The sequence below is a fragment of the Rickettsia canadensis str. McKiel genome (genome assembly GCF_000014345.1).
Classification (GTDB): Bacteria; Pseudomonadota; Alphaproteobacteria; order Rickettsiales; family Rickettsiaceae; genus Rickettsia; species Rickettsia canadensis.
The window spans coordinates 1,143,218-1,159,772 of sequence record NC_009879.1 but is presented as its reverse complement, the minus strand read 5'-3'; the positions used below and the strand labels follow the sequence as shown (position 1 = coordinate 1,159,772).

Sequence of the window (16,555 nt, the reverse complement as noted above, 5' to 3'; positions counted from 1 at the left end):
ACTTTACACATGTAATTGTGGATAAATTTTTTAATAACTTGTTATTTTCCCTATAAAAATCTATTAAAAATTTCCTTAAATCCTCATTAAATCAAGTAAATCTAGTGTAGTTTCTTTTAAATAAATAGTTTGTGGATAAAATTGTGAATAAATATTATTTTTCTTTAAAAAAGAAGTCTTTTCTAAGTTATAAATGAATTTTACACTTAATTATCCACTTATATAAATTCATTACAAACTTATGTGAATAATAATTAAAAATACTAATTTTTTTAGAAAATCTTAATGAAAATTTTGTTGATAACTCTGTTTAAAACATTTAATCTACATAATTCTGTTTATATAAAAAACAAATATATTTATTAATTTAAATCTTTAGTAATTGTATGAAGCAACTTCTAAATCCATTAAAAGGAAATAGTGATAAAATACCTGTTTGGTTTATGCGTCAAGCAGGTAGATATTTACCGGAATATAAAAAAATAAGAGAAACAATAAAAAATTTTCTAGATTTTTGTTATGATGTTAACAAAGCAACAGAAGTAACATTACAACCGATAAGACGTTATCATTTTGATGCAGCTATTATTTTTTCCGATATATTAGTTTTACCTCACGCTCTTGGATGGGAAGTGGATTTTAAAGAAAACATAGGACCTATATTAAGACAATTTAGATCACAAGAAGATTTTAAATATCTGCAAAGTGACACGAATAATAAATTAGAAAAGGTTTATAAAATAATAAAAAAAGTCAAAAAAGAATTACCCTCTACCACTTCTTTAATAGGATTTGCAGGAAGTCCTTGGACAGTGATGAGTTACATGCTAGAAGGGAAAGGAAAACAGGATTTTAAAACGAGCAAAAAATTTGTCTATGAAAATAAAGCATTATCTAAAGAATTATTGAATTTTTTAATAGATAAAACAACCTATCATCTTATAAATCAAGTAGAATCAGGAGCAAATATTTTAAAGCTTTTTGATTCATGTTCGGGAGTACTTGCAGAAGAAGAATTTACAGAATTTGTAATAGAACCGACAAAAAAGATTATACTAAAAGTAAAAGAAGTTCTTCCAAAAACTCCTATCATTGCTTTTCCTAAAGGAGCAGGATTGTTGTACGAAAAATTTATAAAAGAAGTACCGATAGATATTTTAGCTGTAGATCAAATGATCCCTCTTGAAAAAATGAAAGAGTGGAGTGATAAAGTAATAGTACAAGGTAATTTAGATCCAGTTGTATTACTTACTAATAAAGAAATTATTAAAGAAAAAGCTTACGAAATTCTTCAGGTAATGGAAGGAAAGAATTTTATCTTTAATTTAGGACATGGTATTTTGCCTGAAACACCTATAGAAAATGTAGAATTTTTAACAGAATATGTTAGAAGTTTTAAAAAATGAAATAATATGAAGAAAAGAATAGCAATAGTACTTTTTAACTTAGGAGGTCCAAATAGTCTTGAATTGGTAAAACCTTTTTTATTTAATTTATTCTATGACAAAGCTATAATTAATTTACCAAATCCCTTGCGTTATATTATCGCCAAAATAATTTCTATTATTAGAGAAAGGAAATCTCAAAAAATTTATTCTTTAATCGGTGGTAAATCTTCTCTACTTCAGGAAACGCAAGAGCAGAGGTTATTACTAACCAAAAAGCTAAAGCAACTTATAAAAGAAGACTTTGCTGTTTTTATAAATATGAGATATTCAGCACCGTTTGTTAAAGAAACAATAAATCAAATAAAAAAATATAATCCAAGCGAAATAATATTATTGCCTCTATATCCTCAATTTTCAAGTACTACGACGGGATCGTCGGTTAAAAATTTTTTACAAAACCTTGATATTCCAATTAAAACACTTGATATTCCAATTAAAACAGTTTGCTGTTATCCTCTAGAAGAAGATTTTATAAAAGCTCATGTTTCCTTAATAAAAGAAAAACTATACGATAAAAATTTTTGTATATTATTTTCTGCTCACGGGCTACCTGAAAAAATAATAAAAGCAGGTGATCCTTATAGTTTTCAGATAAAAGAAACAGTAAAAGCAATAGTCAAAGAATTAAATATAAAAGATCTAGATTATAAGATAACTTATCAAAGCAGAGTAGGGCCTATAGAATGGTTAAAACCGAATACGGAAGACGAAATAGAGCTGGCGGGAAAGTTAAAAAAAGACGTGATTATTGTACCTATATCCTTTGTATCCGAACATGTTGAGACGCTTGTAGAGCTTGATATTGAATATAAATTAATCGCAGATAAATATGAAATTCAATATACTCGAATCCCGACGCTTGGAACAAATAAAATTTTTATTAATAGTTTGACAAATATATTGCTACGATTTATTAATAAGGTTGATACTAATTTAGTTACAAGTAGCTCTAGTACAAGAATATGTCCAAATGAATTTACTAAATGCTTGTGTAAATTAAAGAATTAATAAGGAAAAAAATGACAAGTTACTATCTGTGGTTTAAGTCAATCCATCTTATATCTGCTATATGTTGGATGGTAGGACTTCTTTATTTACCTAGGATATATGTTTACCATACCAAAGCTGAAATAGGTAGTGAGCTAGATAGTACTTTACAAGTAATGGAGCTAAAATTACTTAGATTCATTATGAATCCGGCAATGATTAGCACATTTATATTTGGTTTAATAAATGCTCACATTTACGGATTTGTTGCTCTTGGCAATTGGTTTCACATTAAAATGCTTGCAGTGTTAATTTTAGTGATATTTCACGGTTTACTTGCAAGATGGAGAAAAGATTTTGCAAACGGTAAGAATATCCATTCAGAAAATTTTTATGGTATAGTCAACGAGATTCCTACTATTTGTATGATTATTGCAGTAATAATGGTTATAGTAAAACCATTTGACTAGTATAGTGTAACTATGTTATACTGTGGCTTAGCTGGTATAAGTTATATTTTTGGATACCGTAGTCAAGTCATGGTATGACACCTGATCATCTTTTTCAATTTGTGCAATCAAACTAAGTATTTAACACCATTTTACTTCAGGTGGTAGTGACATTAATATTGCTTCAACATTCCCATATGTCATTAAACCGAATTTAGTACCGCGATCATATAGTAGATTAAATTCTACATATCTACCTCGCCTTATAAGCTGGTATTCTTTCTGCTCAGCAGTCCAAGGCAAAAATAGCTTATTTCTAACGATTTTAGGATATACTGATAGTAAAGCCTTACCAACATCCTTAGTGAAAGCAAAATCCTGCTCAAAATTACCGCTATTTAAGTAATCATAGAATATTCCGCCTACTCCTCTTGGTTCCTTTCGGTGCTTTAGATAAAAATATTCGTTACATTGCTTTTTGAATTTAGGATAATAACTAAAATCATACTTATCACATGCTTTTTTAAAAGCTGCATGAAATTTTGTGGTTTCGTTTTCTTCCGGATAATACGGTGTTAAATCTCCTCCTCCGCCAAACCAACTTTTAGAAGTTTCTATATAACGAGTATTAAAATGCATAGCAGGAATTAACGGTGATTTAAGATGTGCAACTACTGAAATACCAGTTGCAAAGAATTTCCCGTCTAGCTCTCCTCCTGGAATTTCTGTACGAAATTCGGGAGAGAATTCGCCAAATACAGTAGAAATATTAACTCCTACTTTTTCAAATACTTCTCCTTTCATAAGAGACATAACACCGCCGCCTCCACCGTTACGTTCCCAGTTTGAACGCACAAATTTAGCAGGTTCTATATCTTTTTCTTTTGTATATTCTTCTTCAATTTTTTCAAATTCCGCACATAATAAATCACGTAAATCAGTAAACCAATTACTAGTTATTTTTCTATTTTCCATATTCATTACCTAAATAAATTAGGAGTCATTAGACGAAGTTTAATTTAGAAAAGAACAAGGCATTTTGAAGCTTATAACAGCAGCAGTGTAGTTTATAATCTACATGAGGACTGTGCAAGAAATAACGCTGCCAATTTTTTAAATTAAACAAGTATGCTATCCGATATTCGTTTAATTACATTTCTCATCATATACATAATCACTAAAAATGCGGTAGCAATAATCATTATATAAAAAGCCGGAGCATAAAATATTCCTGTATGCTCTACAAGACAACTAGAAATAATCGGTGAAGTTCCGCCGAATATCGCTATTGCAAGATTGTAGCTGAAAGCAACACCGGTAAATCTTTGTTCTGCTGTAAATAAGGATATAACAAATATATAAGCTGTGCCTGCTATACTTCCTGCAAGCATACCAAGAATTGTAAGTGCTATAAATTGTTGCCACATCTCTTCTGCCGACATAAGTAACATAGTAGGTAAAATTAATATCAAGATAGCAACTCCGACAAACATTGCCGTTTTAAATTTTCCAATGATATCGGTAGTAGCGCCGGCAAGCGGCATTGCTATCATTGCAATAAACGAGCTATAAGCCAAATATGATAAAGCAATAGTATTACCAAGATGCATAACATTATTATAGAAAACATTTATATAAGTTTTTACTAAATACATGACACTGCTAGCAATAGCACCTATACACATAGTTAAAAACATAGATCTCCAAGCAGTTTTAATTACATTGGAAAAAGGTGCTTTAAGAACTTGTTTTTTCTTCTCAAGCATTTTAAAAATCGGTGTTTCCGATACACGCAATCGCAAGTAAAATCCGACAAGACCCATAAAGCCACCAAGTAAGAAAGCAAAACGCCAAGCAAAATCTATATGAGAAAAATAACGCTCGATTATAATACCAATAAATGTTGCAACTAAAGTACCTGCAATATTTGAACCGTGAACCAAACCAGCCGTAAAGCCAGGTTTTAAATTTTGACGATGTTCTAGAATAAAAATAGCAGCTCCCGTTCCTTCACCGCTAATACATAAACCTTGAATAAGCCGCATTATAACTAGCGTTATAGGGGCATAAATCCCAATACTTGTGTATGAGGGTATGAGACCCATAATAAAGGTTGGAATAGTCATACCTAGCATCGAGATTATTAAAGCGGTACGTCTGCCGTATCTATCACCTATATAACCAAATAATATGCCCCCTATCGGTCTTGTCAGAAAACCGACTGCAAATACTCCAAGGCTTAGAAGAATTCGAATAAATTCTGACTTATCCGGGAAAAAAACTTGTCCAATAATCAGCGAAAAAACTGAATATACAGTAAAATCATAATATTCGAGTACATTACCTGAAATAGCAGATAAAAAAATGAACTTAGATCTATTCATCGAGCTTTAAATAATTTAATTGCTAATTAGTTATTATAGACAAATTACATCATTTTTAAAGTGTAAAGTGTTAATATACTCGGTGAACTTCAAAGATTGGCTACACGTTATCATACAAGTAGTACTCACACGTATTAAGTATACGCTCGGCTCCTCCTCTTATGGACCACTTGCTCTTTTTGAAGTTGATCTTCGTATATCTCCTACTCTGTATTTACTTAGTATATTGGCGATATTTAAACTAATTGGAATAAAAAGTCTTTGCTGGCCCAATTAAAGGGTAATTATAACTGAAGCAGTCAATTTCTTTATATTTCATATTAGGTGTTACTTGGAATGCAAAAGGACAATTTAAAAGTTCTTGAAAATATTTCAAATTTGGATTTAATCCTTGATTTGAAGAAGTTTTTGGTTCAATTAGCATCGATTGACTCAAGCCATCTTGTAATGGTTGAAAGATAAGAGACAGGAAAACCACCAAACTTAAATAAAGATTTAAATTTTTAGCTAAAGTAGTTTTACCAACTTGACTGCCTCCTTCTATGAAAATCATTTGCTTATTTTCGTGCAAGTGATTTTTTTATTACTTATTTTGATTTTATAAAGCTTTACCTTCTAAATCTAAGAACTTATCATTTTTTTCAATAGCAAATACTTTTCCACATCTTTTTGAAGAATAGTTTCATTATTATAATCAACTTTAATATTTTCATTTCTTATTAAATTTCGTTCATTATTAATATAACCGATTTTATCATTGTTAAGATCATAAGCTTTAGCGACTTTATATTTTTTTAATTCTTGTACAAAGTCATTTATTGATTCTTTGTTATTTTTAAAATCATCTAAACTATGAAATCCGATAATGTTTTTTTTGGTGATTACACACCTTCTCTATATATTTCAGTTATAGTAATTTTTAATTAATTTGGCATTTTTTACTCTATTTAATTCAATTTCTTCAGTTTAAAAATTTATATTCTACTTGGATAAATTTTAGTTTATTTCAAGTGTAAAGTAGTAAATCAAATTTTTGCAAGAAGTTTTATTGTTAGTTATTTCTCAATAACTAACAAATATTAAGAATTAAAAACTACTGTGCCGTCCAGCCGCCATCTATCAAGAGTCCACTACCTGTTATTGATGATGCTTTTTCGTCACATAAGAATATTACTAAGTTTGCTATTTCATCAGCTTCGACAAATTTTTTTGTGGCGTGAGATTTTAGGATTACATCTTGTAATGCTGATTCTCCACTGATATTTCTAGCTTTAGCAGTATCTGCTATTTGATTCTTGACTAAGGGAATATTAACATAACCCGGGCAAATAGCATTAACTGTAATATTATTCTCAGCCACTTCTAAAGCAATGGTTTTGGTAAGCCCAAGAACACCGTGCTTTGCTGCTACATATGCTGACTTAAATGGTGATGCAACATATGCATGAGCGGAAGCGATGTTGACGATTCGTCCAAAGCCGTTTTTTTCATAATCGGTATTACGTATTTTGTAGTATAAAAAGAAGCTATTAAATCTATACGTAGTATTTGCTCCCATTTATCTTCAGGAAATTCATCAATAGGGGCAACATGTTGAATACCTGCGTTATTTACTAATATATCTATTTTGCCGAATTCTTTTATTATTTTCTCGAACATAGAACGAATTTCATCAGGCTTTTCCAAATTTATTCCTTGATAAAATACACTACTTGCACCAAGTTCTTTTAATTCTGCTGAAATTTTGGCTACTTCATCTTCTTTTGTAAAACCGTTAATAACTATTTTAGACTCAAGTTTTGCAAAATGTTTTGCTATCTTAAGACCGATACCGCTAGTAGAACCGGTAATAACTGTTACTTTGTCTTTCATTTATACCTCATGTTGTGTTATGCCATAGTCAATTTGGGCTTAATTGTATAGTGTTCAATATCATTCATGTGAAAACAGGAATCCAGTAAAACATAGACAAAACTTTAATGTACTTATATCAATGTTATTTTTCTAGATTCCTGATTTCGTGAGAATGATATGATGCCGATCTTTGATCCACACAATAACTATAAACTAGTCAAGTATTATTTGTCTTGTATTTAAAAGTAACTTATATTAGATTTCAAAGAAATAATGTATAAATCTATGGAAATTGTTAATAGTTTTGATGCATCTGTATCTTGTTGCGGCAAAGAACCTCTATATGACCACCCAAAAGTTTATTTAGAGATAGATAAAGAAAAAAAGGAAGTTACCTGCCCATATTGTAGTAAGAAATTTAAATTAGTAACAAAATGACTATCAAATTTCTTTCAGAAAGTACTATTAATCGAATTGCTGCTGGTGAAGTTATAGAAAGACCTGCATCAGTAGTAAAGGAATTAGTGGAAAATGCTGTTGATGCCAGTAGTACCAAAATAAATATTATTTTAGAACGTGCAGGTAAAAACCTAATTATTATTTCTGATGATGGTATCGGCATGACTGATAAGGAATTAGAAATTGCCGTTGAACGTCATACAACTTCTAAGCTTGATGAAAGCGATTTTCTAAAGATTCATACTTTCGGTTTTCGTGGTGAAGCATTACCTTCGATTGCTGCTATTAGCAAAATGCTAATTACTTCTAAAAAACGAGGAACTGACAAAGCATTTCAAATTAAATTAATTGGCGGCAATGAAAAACAAATTACTATTTCTGTCCATAATGAAGGTACTAAAATAGAAATACGAGATTTATTTTTCGCAACACCCGCACGTTTAAAATTTCTTAGAGCTGACAAAACTGAACTTGCAGTAACTGTGGATATAGTTAAGAAAATTGCTCTAGCACATCCTGAAATTTCTTTTAGTTTAACAAATGACAGTAAGAATTTATTAAAACTAAAGGGACAAAATAAAGATGCAGAAACTAACCTAAAGCAGCGTATAATCGATGTAATAGGTGATGATTTTATAAAAAATGCCGCTTATATAGATTTCAAAATACTGGATTTCTCTATTTGCGGCTATACTAGTATCCCAACATATAATAGAGCTTCAAGTGAAGATCAGTTTTTATTTATCAATAATAGACCGGTAAAGGATAAATTACTGCAAGTAGCTTTAAGGGTAGCATATCAAGACTATTTGGCTCGTGATCGTTATCCGCTATGTGCTATATTCTTACAAATTGATCCACAATTTGTTGATGTTAATGTACATCCGGCAAAAGCAGAGGTAAGGTTTCATGATCCAAATTATGTACGAAACTTATTAATAGAAGCGATTAAAAATGCTTTAGCAAATAAAAGCCATGTTACTTCTACTACTATCGCCTCTGATACTCTTAAGTTATTTAAAAACCCTCTGATCAATAAACAACCGACTATAAATAAAGAGGTAAATGTTAATAGTAAATCGGTGGATTATAGGTCTTATAGTTCAGCTAATACGCCTAAAATACTACAAAATCATATTTGTCAAAAACTAATCGATACATTGCCACATGCTAAAGTAGAGCAGGAAGTAGAAAATCGTATAGAACACAAGCAGCAAATTCATAAACAATATAAACTTGGAGCAGCTAAAGCTCAGCTTCATACAACTTATATTATTTCGCAAACTGAAGATAGTATAGTAATTACGGATCAACATGCAGCACATGAGCGTCTTGGATATGAAAAAATAAAGAGCTATATTAAGATGGACGAACTAATAAAGCAGCGTTTACTTATTCCTGAAATAGTAGAGCTGCCAAATGAAAAAAGAGCAGATTGTTTGTATGACCATAGAGAAAAATTATCTAAACTTGGTTTAACTTTAGAAAAATTCGGTGAAAAGTCTATTATAGTAACCGAAATTCCAAATATCCTTGGAGATGTAAATGTACAAAAGTTAATCCAAGATCTCGCTGATCATTTATCGGACTTTAGCGAAAATGTAGCTTTGATGGAGTTAATCGAGCATGTAACTGAGACTTATGCCTGTCATTACTCTATTAGAGCAGGACGAAAATTATCGGCGGATGAAATGAATGCTTTACTGCGTCAAATGGAAAATACGCCGTTTTCAGGACAATGTAATCATGGCAGACCTACTTATATTGAATTAAAACTTAAAGATATAGAACGTTTATTTGGTCGCTAGTTAAATTATTTCATTTTACTTGACTATTTTTCAATTTCATTTTATCCTGCTCTTATTAGAAGAATAAATAATATCTTGATTTAAGGTGTCAGCTAATGGCAAAGAAAAATAAAAATGTTTTGGTAAGACTAGTAAGTACTGCCGGCACAGGTGTTTTTTGGGTAAAAAAACGTAATCCGAAGACCCAAACCGAGAAGCTTTCTTTTCGTAAGTATGATAAAGTAGTTAGAAAACATGTTCTTTTTAAAGAAGAAAAAATAAAATAATTGTAAGTAGGATGTATGGCAGTAAAAATTCGTTTAGCTAGAGGCGGTGCTAAAAAGCGTCCTTTTTACCGTGTAGTAGTAGCTAACGCAACAGCACCTCGTGACGGTGATTTTTTAGAAAAAGTGGGAACTTATAATCCAATGCTTGCTTCAGATAATAGTGAGCGTGTGGTTTTAAAAAAAGATCGTATAGAATATTGGCTTAGTACTGGTGCTAAACCAACCGAGCGAGTCGCAAAATTTATTGAGCAGGCGGGCGTTATTCTTCCTGAGAAAGTCAAAAAAGAAATGGCAGTTAAAGCAAAAAATCGTAAACCTAGACCAAGTAAAAAGGAAGCTAAAGAAGCTTAATTTGTTTTTGTATTGTCATTCTTGTGAAAGCAGAAATCCAGTAACCTATCATTCCATGACTTAATCGTGGGATGAACAATCGAAAAAATTGATCGATGCAACAACAACTCTTACAATCATGCGATTATAACCTATTTCTAAATAGGTTCCTTTTCTCTATAATCATATTAATATGCCGGATTAGCTCAGTGGTAGAGCAACCGCCTTGTAAGCGGTAGGTCATCAGTTCAAATCCGATATCCGGCACCATCAAAAATATCTCTAACTTATTAAAGTTAGATCGATGTCATACTGTGGCTTGACACAGTATCTAAACCACTTTTTAATAAGATTAACATCTTTTTTTAAATTTTATCATATGATAGTAATTGATAAAACATCTTATAGAGCTGTGGGGTTTGATAAACGTATTAAATTCCTAGTGCTACATTATACACAGTGTGATTTTAAGCAATCTTTAGATTTTCTAACCGGTGAAAAGTTAAGTAGCCATTATTTGATAAACGATGAAAAACCTGAACATATATTTCAATTAGTCGAAGAGCATGATAGAGCATGGCATGCCGGAGTAAGTTACTGGCAAGGTCATGAGCGTATTAATGATACATCAATCGGCATTGAAATCGTGAATCCTGCTTTTAAAGTAGATGCAAAAAATAATGATGTAATATGGTTACCTTATTCGGAAAGGCAAATTAATAGTGTTATAAGTTTATGTAAACAGATTATTGCTAGATATGATATTAAACCTACTAGAGTGGTTGGGCATTCTGATATTGCTCCAGGTAGAAAACAGGACCCAGGTCCGCTATTTCCTTGGAAGCTATTATATGATAACAGTATAGGAGCATGGTATGATGAGCAAACTTTTAACGAATTGCTGCCACAAATCGATATAACCGATATTATGGCAATTCAGCAAAAATTTATTACATATGGTTATAAACTTGAAGTTACCGGAGTTTTAGAGTCTAAAATGAAAGATGTTATAATTTCATTTCAAATGCATTTTCGTCCTAGTAATTTTTCCGGTAATTTGGATGCTGAAACCGTAGCAATTTTAGATGCATTAATATTAAAATATAAATCCGAGTTAAGTAGTTAATATGGTACAGTTTGTAACTATACCGAATCTTACAGATTATCAGGTTACTTTGAAATTAATGCAAAACTATGTTAATAAGGTAATTAATGTTAATGAGCCGGAAATTGTTTATTTAGTCGAACATTCTGAAGTATACACTGCCGGTACTAATTATAAACAAGAAGAATTATTAAATTACAGTGATATTCCGGTAATTTACACAGGACGTGGCGGTAAATTTACTTTTCATGGACCGGGTCAGCGTGTTATTTATCCAATTCTTAATTTAGCTTCACCGAATCGCAGTAAAGATTTAAAGCTATATATAAAAATGCTTGAAGAATGGATTATAAATAGCTTAAATTATTTTGGAATTAAAGCATATCTTATTAAAGATAAAGTAGGTATTTGGGTAAAAGTAAGGAAAGATGAATTTGCTAAAATTGCTGCAATAGGTATTAGAGTAAGAAAATGGGTTACATATCACGGTGTAGCTATAAATATTTCAACAGATTTAAGTAAGTTTGGTGGGATTATTCCTTGTGGACTTGAAAATTCTTTAGTAACATCTTTAAATCAATTAGGAGTTCATATTGAAATGTCTGAATTTGATAAAATTATTCAAACTGAATTTAACAAAATATTTACATGATTAGAAAATTTTTACTCCTTGGGTCGGTGGGTTTTGGTTATTATGTATATTTAATAAATTCTTATAAGCTTAACAGTACTATAATATAATAATAGTATTTGCAGGAGGAGGGCATAAAATTGAAACTGGTATTGGGATGTTTAAGGTAGGCTATGCACATATTATTCGGTATAGAATCTACAGGGCAATTAAAAAATTTGCTAAAAGAACATAGTGTAATAGCACAACAAGTAATACTTGCTCTGAATAAAACAATTTCTGAAGAAGATAATAATTAAGAAAGCGGGTGATTTTATTGTGACTTACAATCTTACTTCAATAATTTTAGTAGAGCATAATTATAATATGCCTTTTATGTTAAATAAGCTTGAAAAAGCGATTCCTATTTCGAATACAAATTTTATTTATTTTTTTTGACTACTTTTCATTTATCAGGAATATATATCCTATTCTTTAATTTGCTACTTTACTCTTTTCTAGTACAATATTTTACGGTTACGCCAAATAATGCAGAAATTAAAGAGCCTATATGATTGCAAAAGAAGATAATAAAGCCGGAGTATTGATTATTTTAGTAATAAAACACGGCTAATATAATTTAATTAATACAAAAGCATTATCAATGAGTGAGAAACCTATAATAAAAGCTTGTAATTCTAAAGATATATGTCAGCTGAAAAAAGATAAAATACCAGGGACAAAAGCAGTATTGGTTGTTATAGGAATAGCTCATTCTTTTATTAATTCGGGTTTATCATAATTATAAAAAACATTCCTACTAAGGCAGGAAATACCCACCACCAAGGGCCGCAGCAGCAGGTAATATTAGTTTTTTTATTTTATTCACCTTCTACTAGATGAAATTGCATCTCTAAACCTATTTATTAATAAGAAGAAGAAAGTCATGAGATCTTCATTAACTAACTCTATAAAAGTTGTTTTTTATTTCTATAAGCTTGTATAATAAGTGTAAGAATATATAAATATAATATATTATGTACATTAACTACTTAAAAGATTTGATCGGTTTTAAGTCTGTAACTCCTGAGAGTAACCTGGCTATTGAGTATATTGATGATTTGCTTAAAAAACACGGCTTTAAGACCGAAATAAAAATATTCGGTGATTCTAAAAGTGAGCAAGTTACTAATCTTTATGCCGTGTATGGTAACGGCAAACCTAATATTTGCTTTGTTGGGCATGTAGATGTAGTGCCTGCTGGTGATTATCACCTGTGGCATAATTCGGCTCCGTTTAAGGCTAATGAACAAGACGGAAAGATATACGGCAGGGGTGTAGTGGATATGAAAGGAGCTATAGCGTGCTTTCTAACTGCAGCTTTAGATCTTATAAAAAATAATCCTGATTTTAAAGGTTCCATTAGTTTCTTACTTACTAGTGATGAAGAGGGAAAAGCAAAACACGGTACTAAAGAAATGCTGCAATATATTTATGATCAAGAGTATAAGATTGATTTTGCTGTTGTCGGTGAGCCTACTTGCGAAACAGAAATAGGTGATACAATTAAGATTGGCAGAAGAGGAAGCGTTAACTTTAAATTAAATATAGAAGGCTTAGTAGGGCATGTAGCTTATCCTCATAAAGCTAATAATCCTTTGTCTTGCTTAATAAAAATATTGAACGAGTTAATAAATATAAAATTTGATGAGGGAACAGAGTTTTTTCAAAGTTCAAATCTTGAAGTGACAAATATTGATGTTGGCAATAATACTTCAAATGTAATTCCTGCAAGTGTGGAAGCATATTTCAATATACGTTTTAATAATTTACATAATGCAGAAACTTTAGGGCAATTAATAGAGCAAATTGTTAAACGATATTGCAAAGAATATAAAGTAGACTATAAGCTAGAATATATTAGTGCTGCTGAAAGTTTTATTCAGAATCCTAACGATAAAATAAAAGATTTTGCTGATATAGTAGAGAGCACATTAAAAATAAAGCCCAAATTCTCTACAAGCGGTGGTACCTCGGATGCAAGATTCGTTAAAAATTATTGCTCCTTGGTAGAGTTTGGTTTATTATCTGAAATGGCACATAAAATAAACGAATATACCAAAATTAGTGATTTACAAAAATTATATGATGTGTATTATAATTTTTTGATGGAAATGCTGACTAATAAATAGTTATTCCTGTTATAGGCTGTTGTGTAGATCAGGAAAGTAAATTATAGTCATACCGTGGCTTGACAAAAACAACTTGTAATCTTATTAGCATTTTTTACTGAATCTCACGATCAAGTCGCGGGGGATGACAACCAATTTAAAGAGCATTATTATATATGCGGATGTGATGGAACACTGGTAGACATGCAAGATTTAGGTTCTTGTGCCGTGAGGCGTGGGGGTTCAAGTCCCTCCATCCGTACCACTTATAAATTTTATCATAAAAAATAATATAAAATTTTTATGCAGCAATTTAGTATTTATCAAACAAGCGATGAATTACTGCTAAAATCGGTATTACTTCTGATAGAAAAATGTTATTACTCTGATCTTAAAAGTGTTATACTTACCACTGATAAAGAACAGCAGGAAATGCTCAATAAAAATCTTTGGACTTATTCACGTAAGCAATTTATACCTCACGGTAGTAAGCTTGATCCACAGCCTGAAAAACAGCCGATTTATATTACCGATGAGTTACAAAATCCTAATAATGCTAGTGTGCTTATCATTATTTCACCCATAGATATAGGAAAAATTTTACAAGTTAAAGACTATATAGAAGTTTTTAAAAGAATAATTATTATAACTCATTTTCTGGAAGATTTAAAAGAATTAACAGTTAAAGTAAATAAATTTACTGAGCAGGAAAATAAAATCGATTGTTTTAAACAAGATATGCGGGGTGCATGGAATAAAGTAAAATAAGCTTATATTTTTTTACGTACAAATAAATATAATCCAATCGTTAAAGCAATAACCAAATTGGAATAACAAGCAAAAATAAAATTTAGATTTTTTGAAGCAAAATTTTGTAATATAAAATGAATTGAAGTAACAAGCAATACTGTCAAAGCTGAAAATAATACCGGCATAAAAGTTGTTTTTTTGCTATAAGGATATCTTAAAAAAACTGCAAGTGCTAAAAAAGGTAATACAAAATTATATAAAGGCCAAATTATTCTTTGATGTGCTTCAGCAATTAATTTAATTTTTTTAGTAACAGCTAAATCATGAGGGGGTGCAAGTAATTCGCTTATATAATATTCGTTTGCTTCTTTATTATGTTTAGTCCTTTGTGGTATTAGAGGATTATCATTTTGTAGCTTTATCATTAAAGAATTGAAAGTTAGTTGTGTTAAATTACCGTTTATGTCATGTTCTTGTCTTAGGCCTTTATTAAGTTCAAAAATGGGGCTATTATCATATATATTAAGAGTACCTGAATCCGCAAATACTACTGATAGGTTATCGGCGTTGCGATTATCAAATATTATTACGCCGTTCATAATATTTCCTGCTGATTTTTTATCTATAAAAACGGTGATATCTTTAGTTACTTTATTAAAAGTTTTCTCTTCAATCATACTTGATATATAATTATTCTTTATAAAGCTTAAACGTGATTTTAAGTTTATATGAGATAAAGGCATGATAGTAGAAGATATATAATAAGCGAGTAGCATAACTATTAATGCTACATACAAAGCAGGCAATGCCAGCTGTACGTTGTGAACTCCCGAAGCTTGTAATATAATTATTTGTCGCTCGACTTTTAAATTATTATAGATATAGATTACGGCAATAACCGTTATTACCGGTAATAGAATAAATAATAAAGTAGGAAGTACTAAAACTATTAAACTGAAGAAGTCCATAACTTTTATACCTTTATCAAATAAATATAAAAGTTTTAATACTTGCGTTATCCATACTATACTAGTCACCGAAAAAGTAACGACTATAAGTAGCGGTAAAATATTTTTTATAAAGTATTTTTCATATAGTAACATAATATTTTTGATTTTTTGATATCATTCCTGCTGTTCTCTTATATTATTCCCGTGCAGTCGGAAATCCAGAAAAAATAACCTTAATATTGGTACAAAAATTACATTTTTGATAAAATAAACAATATAAAAAACAATTTTTTATATGTTTTTCTGGATTTCTGCCTGCACGGCAATGACATTGAGAGCTATGCAAAAATACTGACCAATCTTTTTTATTACATTATTTGCAAAGATTCGATAAATTAACTTACCTATCAGTATTGTTATAAATGCAATAGTAATGCCGTAGATTATATCACTTGGGTAATGCATAGCAAGGCTTATACGAGATAAAGACACGAGTATAATAACACAAATCATTAAGATTTTTAACCGTAATTTAATATAATTCCAAGCAAAATACGTTATCAAAATGCTAAGAGCTGCATGGCTGCTTGGAAAACTTGAAAAGCATCTTTCGTTTGCAGTATTTATTACGGTTATGAAACTATCTATAAGAAGACTGCAATAAGGGCGAGGTAAATTAACAGAAAATTTAAGAGTTGTAAAAACTAAACTAAATATTGTGTATATTATACCGACTTCGACTAATTTATTATAGTTATCCCAAAATTTATTTTGTCGCTCATTATCATTTTTGATTTTCTTTAGTTGAATATAAAGATATATACAGTATAAAATATATATTAAGGCGAAATTAGCGATATTAAAACAAAAAGAAATTATTTTTAGACAATAAGGTATAAAACCTATATTAGTCATTTTATTTAAAAATAAGAATATTTCTTGATTTAATCCGCAAAAATTATAAAAAACTTCAAACATTATTTT

16 protein-coding genes, 2 tRNA genes and 3 pseudogenes are annotated in these 16,555 nt (G+C 30.3%); 14 read left to right on the top strand and 7 right to left on the bottom strand.

Features of this window, described 5'->3' with window-relative positions; translation table 11 throughout:
* Nucleotides 1-386: 386 nt before the first annotated feature.
* Genes hemE through hemJ form a run of 3 tightly spaced genes read left to right on the top strand, consistent with a single transcriptional unit; the run spans nt 387 to nt 2,905 of the window.
* Nucleotides 387-1,406 (top strand): uroporphyrinogen decarboxylase, encoded by a 1,020-nt coding sequence (hemE, locus tag A1E_RS05055; protein ID WP_012149240.1) that lies wholly within the window; start codon nt 387-389, stop codon nt 1,404-1,406.
* 6 nt (nt 1,407-1,412) lie between these two features.
* On the top strand, nt 1,413-2,456 hold the full coding sequence (gene hemH, locus A1E_RS05050) for a ferrochelatase (RefSeq protein WP_012149239.1): 1,044 nt from the start codon (nt 1,413-1,415) through the stop codon (nt 2,454-2,456).
* A gap of 11 nt (nt 2,457-2,467) precedes the next feature.
* Nucleotides 2,468-2,905, top strand: coding sequence for a protoporphyrinogen oxidase HemJ (gene hemJ / locus A1E_RS05045; protein WP_012149238.1), 438 nt, complete (start codon nt 2,468-2,470; stop codon nt 2,903-2,905).
* 120 nt (nt 2,906-3,025) lie between these two features.
* Here hemJ and hemF read toward each other — a convergent pair whose 3' ends face one another.
* The 4 genes and pseudogenes from hemF to A1E_RS05025 all read right to left on the bottom strand — a co-directional run bounded on the left by hemF (nt 3,026) and on the right by A1E_RS05025 (nt 7,140).
* Nucleotides 3,026-3,865 (bottom strand): oxygen-dependent coproporphyrinogen oxidase, encoded by an 840-nt coding sequence (hemF, locus tag A1E_RS05040; RefSeq protein ID WP_041405259.1) that lies wholly within the window; start codon nt 3,863-3,865, stop codon nt 3,026-3,028.
* Nucleotides 3,866-4,002: 137 nt separating this feature from the next.
* The gene (locus A1E_RS05035) at nt 4,003-5,268 is read right to left on the bottom strand and encodes an MFS transporter (RefSeq protein ID WP_012149236.1); all 1,266 of its coding nucleotides are present in this window, start codon (nt 5,266-5,268) and stop codon (nt 4,003-4,005) included.
* Nucleotides 5,269-5,509: 241 nt separating this feature from the next.
* On the bottom strand, nt 5,510-5,839 hold the full coding sequence (locus tag A1E_RS05030) for a hypothetical protein (protein ID WP_155799172.1): 330 nt from the start codon (nt 5,837-5,839) through the stop codon (nt 5,510-5,512).
* A gap of 522 nt (nt 5,840-6,361) precedes the next feature.
* Nucleotides 6,362-7,140, bottom strand: a pseudogene (locus A1E_RS05025) (3-hydroxybutyrate dehydrogenase).
* A gap of 255 nt (nt 7,141-7,395) precedes the next feature.
* Here A1E_RS05025 and A1E_RS06015 point away from each other — a divergent pair.
* From A1E_RS06015 to A1E_RS04990, 8 genes and pseudogenes are all read left to right on the top strand, one after another.
* Nucleotides 7,396-7,560, top strand: coding sequence for a zinc-finger domain-containing protein (locus A1E_RS06015; RefSeq protein ID WP_012149232.1), 165 nt, complete (start codon nt 7,396-7,398; stop codon nt 7,558-7,560).
* Nucleotides 7,557-9,389, top strand: coding sequence for a DNA mismatch repair endonuclease MutL (mutL, locus tag A1E_RS05020; protein WP_012149231.1), 1,833 nt, complete (start codon nt 7,557-7,559; stop codon nt 9,387-9,389). Before A1E_RS06015 ends, mutL begins: the two co-directional genes overlap by 4 nt.
* A gap of 95 nt (nt 9,390-9,484) precedes the next feature.
* On the top strand, nt 9,485-9,655 hold the full coding sequence (gene rpmG / locus A1E_RS05015) for a 50S ribosomal protein L33 (RefSeq protein WP_004997072.1): 171 nt from the start codon (nt 9,485-9,487) through the stop codon (nt 9,653-9,655).
* Nucleotides 9,656-9,670: 15 nt separating this feature from the next.
* On the top strand, nt 9,671-10,006 hold the full coding sequence (gene rpsP / locus A1E_RS05010; RefSeq protein ID WP_012149230.1) for a 30S ribosomal protein S16: 336 nt from the start codon (nt 9,671-9,673) through the stop codon (nt 10,004-10,006).
* Between the two features lie 174 nt (nt 10,007-10,180).
* Nucleotides 10,181-10,255, top strand: a tRNA-Thr gene (locus A1E_RS05005).
* A 109-nt stretch (nt 10,256-10,364) separates the two neighbouring features.
* Nucleotides 10,365-11,111 (top strand): N-acetylmuramoyl-L-alanine amidase, encoded by a 747-nt coding sequence (locus tag A1E_RS05000; protein ID WP_012149229.1) that lies wholly within the window; start codon nt 10,365-10,367, stop codon nt 11,109-11,111.
* Nucleotide 11,112: 1 nt separating this feature from the next.
* On the top strand, nt 11,113-11,742 hold the full coding sequence (lipB, locus tag A1E_RS04995; RefSeq protein WP_012149228.1) for a lipoyl(octanoyl) transferase LipB: 630 nt from the start codon (nt 11,113-11,115) through the stop codon (nt 11,740-11,742).
* Nucleotides 11,739-12,147, top strand: a pseudogene (locus tag A1E_RS04990) (YdcF family protein); the annotation flags it as partial. The gene lipB and the pseudogene A1E_RS04990, both read left to right, overlap by 4 nt.
* Before the next feature lie 123 nt (nt 12,148-12,270).
* Here the strand turns inward: A1E_RS04990 and A1E_RS07355 are convergent.
* A pseudogene (locus tag A1E_RS07355) lies at nt 12,271-12,589 on the bottom strand (Na+/H+ antiporter NhaA); the annotation flags it as partial.
* 148 nt (nt 12,590-12,737) lie between these two features.
* Here A1E_RS07355 and dapE point away from each other — a divergent pair.
* The 3 genes from dapE to A1E_RS04975 all read left to right on the top strand — a co-directional run bounded on the left by dapE (nt 12,738) and on the right by A1E_RS04975 (nt 14,639).
* On the top strand, nt 12,738-13,892 hold the full coding sequence (gene dapE, locus A1E_RS04985) for a succinyl-diaminopimelate desuccinylase (RefSeq protein ID WP_012149223.1): 1,155 nt from the start codon (nt 12,738-12,740) through the stop codon (nt 13,890-13,892).
* A gap of 157 nt (nt 13,893-14,049) precedes the next feature.
* Nucleotides 14,050-14,136, top strand: a tRNA-Leu gene (locus tag A1E_RS04980).
* A 38-nt stretch (nt 14,137-14,174) separates the two neighbouring features.
* Complete coding sequence (locus A1E_RS04975; protein ID WP_012149222.1) at nt 14,175-14,639, top strand: DNA polymerase III subunit chi; 465 nt, start codon at nt 14,175-14,177, stop codon at nt 14,637-14,639.
* A 2-nt stretch (nt 14,640-14,641) separates the two neighbouring features.
* Here the strand turns inward: A1E_RS04975 and A1E_RS04970 are convergent, their stop codons facing one another.
* Entirely contained in the window at nt 14,642-15,724 is a 1,083-nt protein-coding gene (locus tag A1E_RS04970) for an LptF/LptG family permease (RefSeq protein WP_012149221.1), read from the bottom strand.
* A gap of 138 nt (nt 15,725-15,862) precedes the next feature.
* Entirely contained in the window at nt 15,863-16,549 is a 687-nt protein-coding gene (locus tag A1E_RS04965) for a phosphatase PAP2 family protein (RefSeq protein WP_012149220.1), read from the bottom strand.
* Nucleotides 16,550-16,555: the final 6 nt, after the last annotated feature.

Excerpts from the sequence above, each read along its gene's own strand:
- hemJ (WP_012149238.1), top strand. The coding sequence starts at position 2,468 with ATGACAAGTTACTATCTGTGGTTTAAGTCAATCCATCTTATATCTGCT.
- dapE (WP_012149223.1), top strand. The coding sequence starts at position 12,738 with ATGTACATTAACTACTTAAAAGATTTGATCGGTTTTAAGTCTGTAACT.
- A1E_RS05000 (WP_012149229.1), top strand. The coding sequence starts at position 10,365 with ATGATAGTAATTGATAAAACATCTTATAGAGCTGTGGGGTTTGATAAA.
- rpsP (WP_012149230.1), top strand. The coding sequence starts at position 9,671 with ATGGCAGTAAAAATTCGTTTAGCTAGAGGCGGTGCTAAAAAGCGTCCT.
- hemE (WP_012149240.1), top strand. The coding sequence starts at position 387 with ATGAAGCAACTTCTAAATCCATTAAAAGGAAATAGTGATAAAATACCT.
- A1E_RS04975 (WP_012149222.1), top strand. The coding sequence starts at position 14,175 with ATGCAGCAATTTAGTATTTATCAAACAAGCGATGAATTACTGCTAAAA.
- rpmG (WP_004997072.1), top strand. The coding sequence starts at position 9,485 with ATGGCAAAGAAAAATAAAAATGTTTTGGTAAGACTAGTAAGTACTGCC.
- A1E_RS06015 (WP_012149232.1), top strand. The coding sequence starts at position 7,396 with ATGTATAAATCTATGGAAATTGTTAATAGTTTTGATGCATCTGTATCT.
- A1E_RS04965 (WP_012149220.1), bottom strand. The coding sequence starts at position 16,549 with ATGTTTGAAGTTTTTTATAATTTTTGCGGATTAAATCAAGAAATATTC.
- A1E_RS05035 (WP_012149236.1), bottom strand. The coding sequence starts at position 5,268 with ATGAATAGATCTAAGTTCATTTTTTTATCTGCTATTTCAGGTAATGTA.
- hemH (WP_012149239.1), top strand. The coding sequence starts at position 1,413 with ATGAAGAAAAGAATAGCAATAGTACTTTTTAACTTAGGAGGTCCAAAT.
- mutL (WP_012149231.1), top strand. The coding sequence starts at position 7,557 with ATGACTATCAAATTTCTTTCAGAAAGTACTATTAATCGAATTGCTGCT.
- hemF (WP_041405259.1), bottom strand. The coding sequence starts at position 3,865 with ATGAATATGGAAAATAGAAAAATAACTAGTAATTGGTTTACTGATTTA.
- lipB (WP_012149228.1), top strand. The coding sequence starts at position 11,113 with ATGGTACAGTTTGTAACTATACCGAATCTTACAGATTATCAGGTTACT.
- A1E_RS04970 (WP_012149221.1), bottom strand. The coding sequence starts at position 15,724 with ATGTTACTATATGAAAAATACTTTATAAAAAATATTTTACCGCTACTT.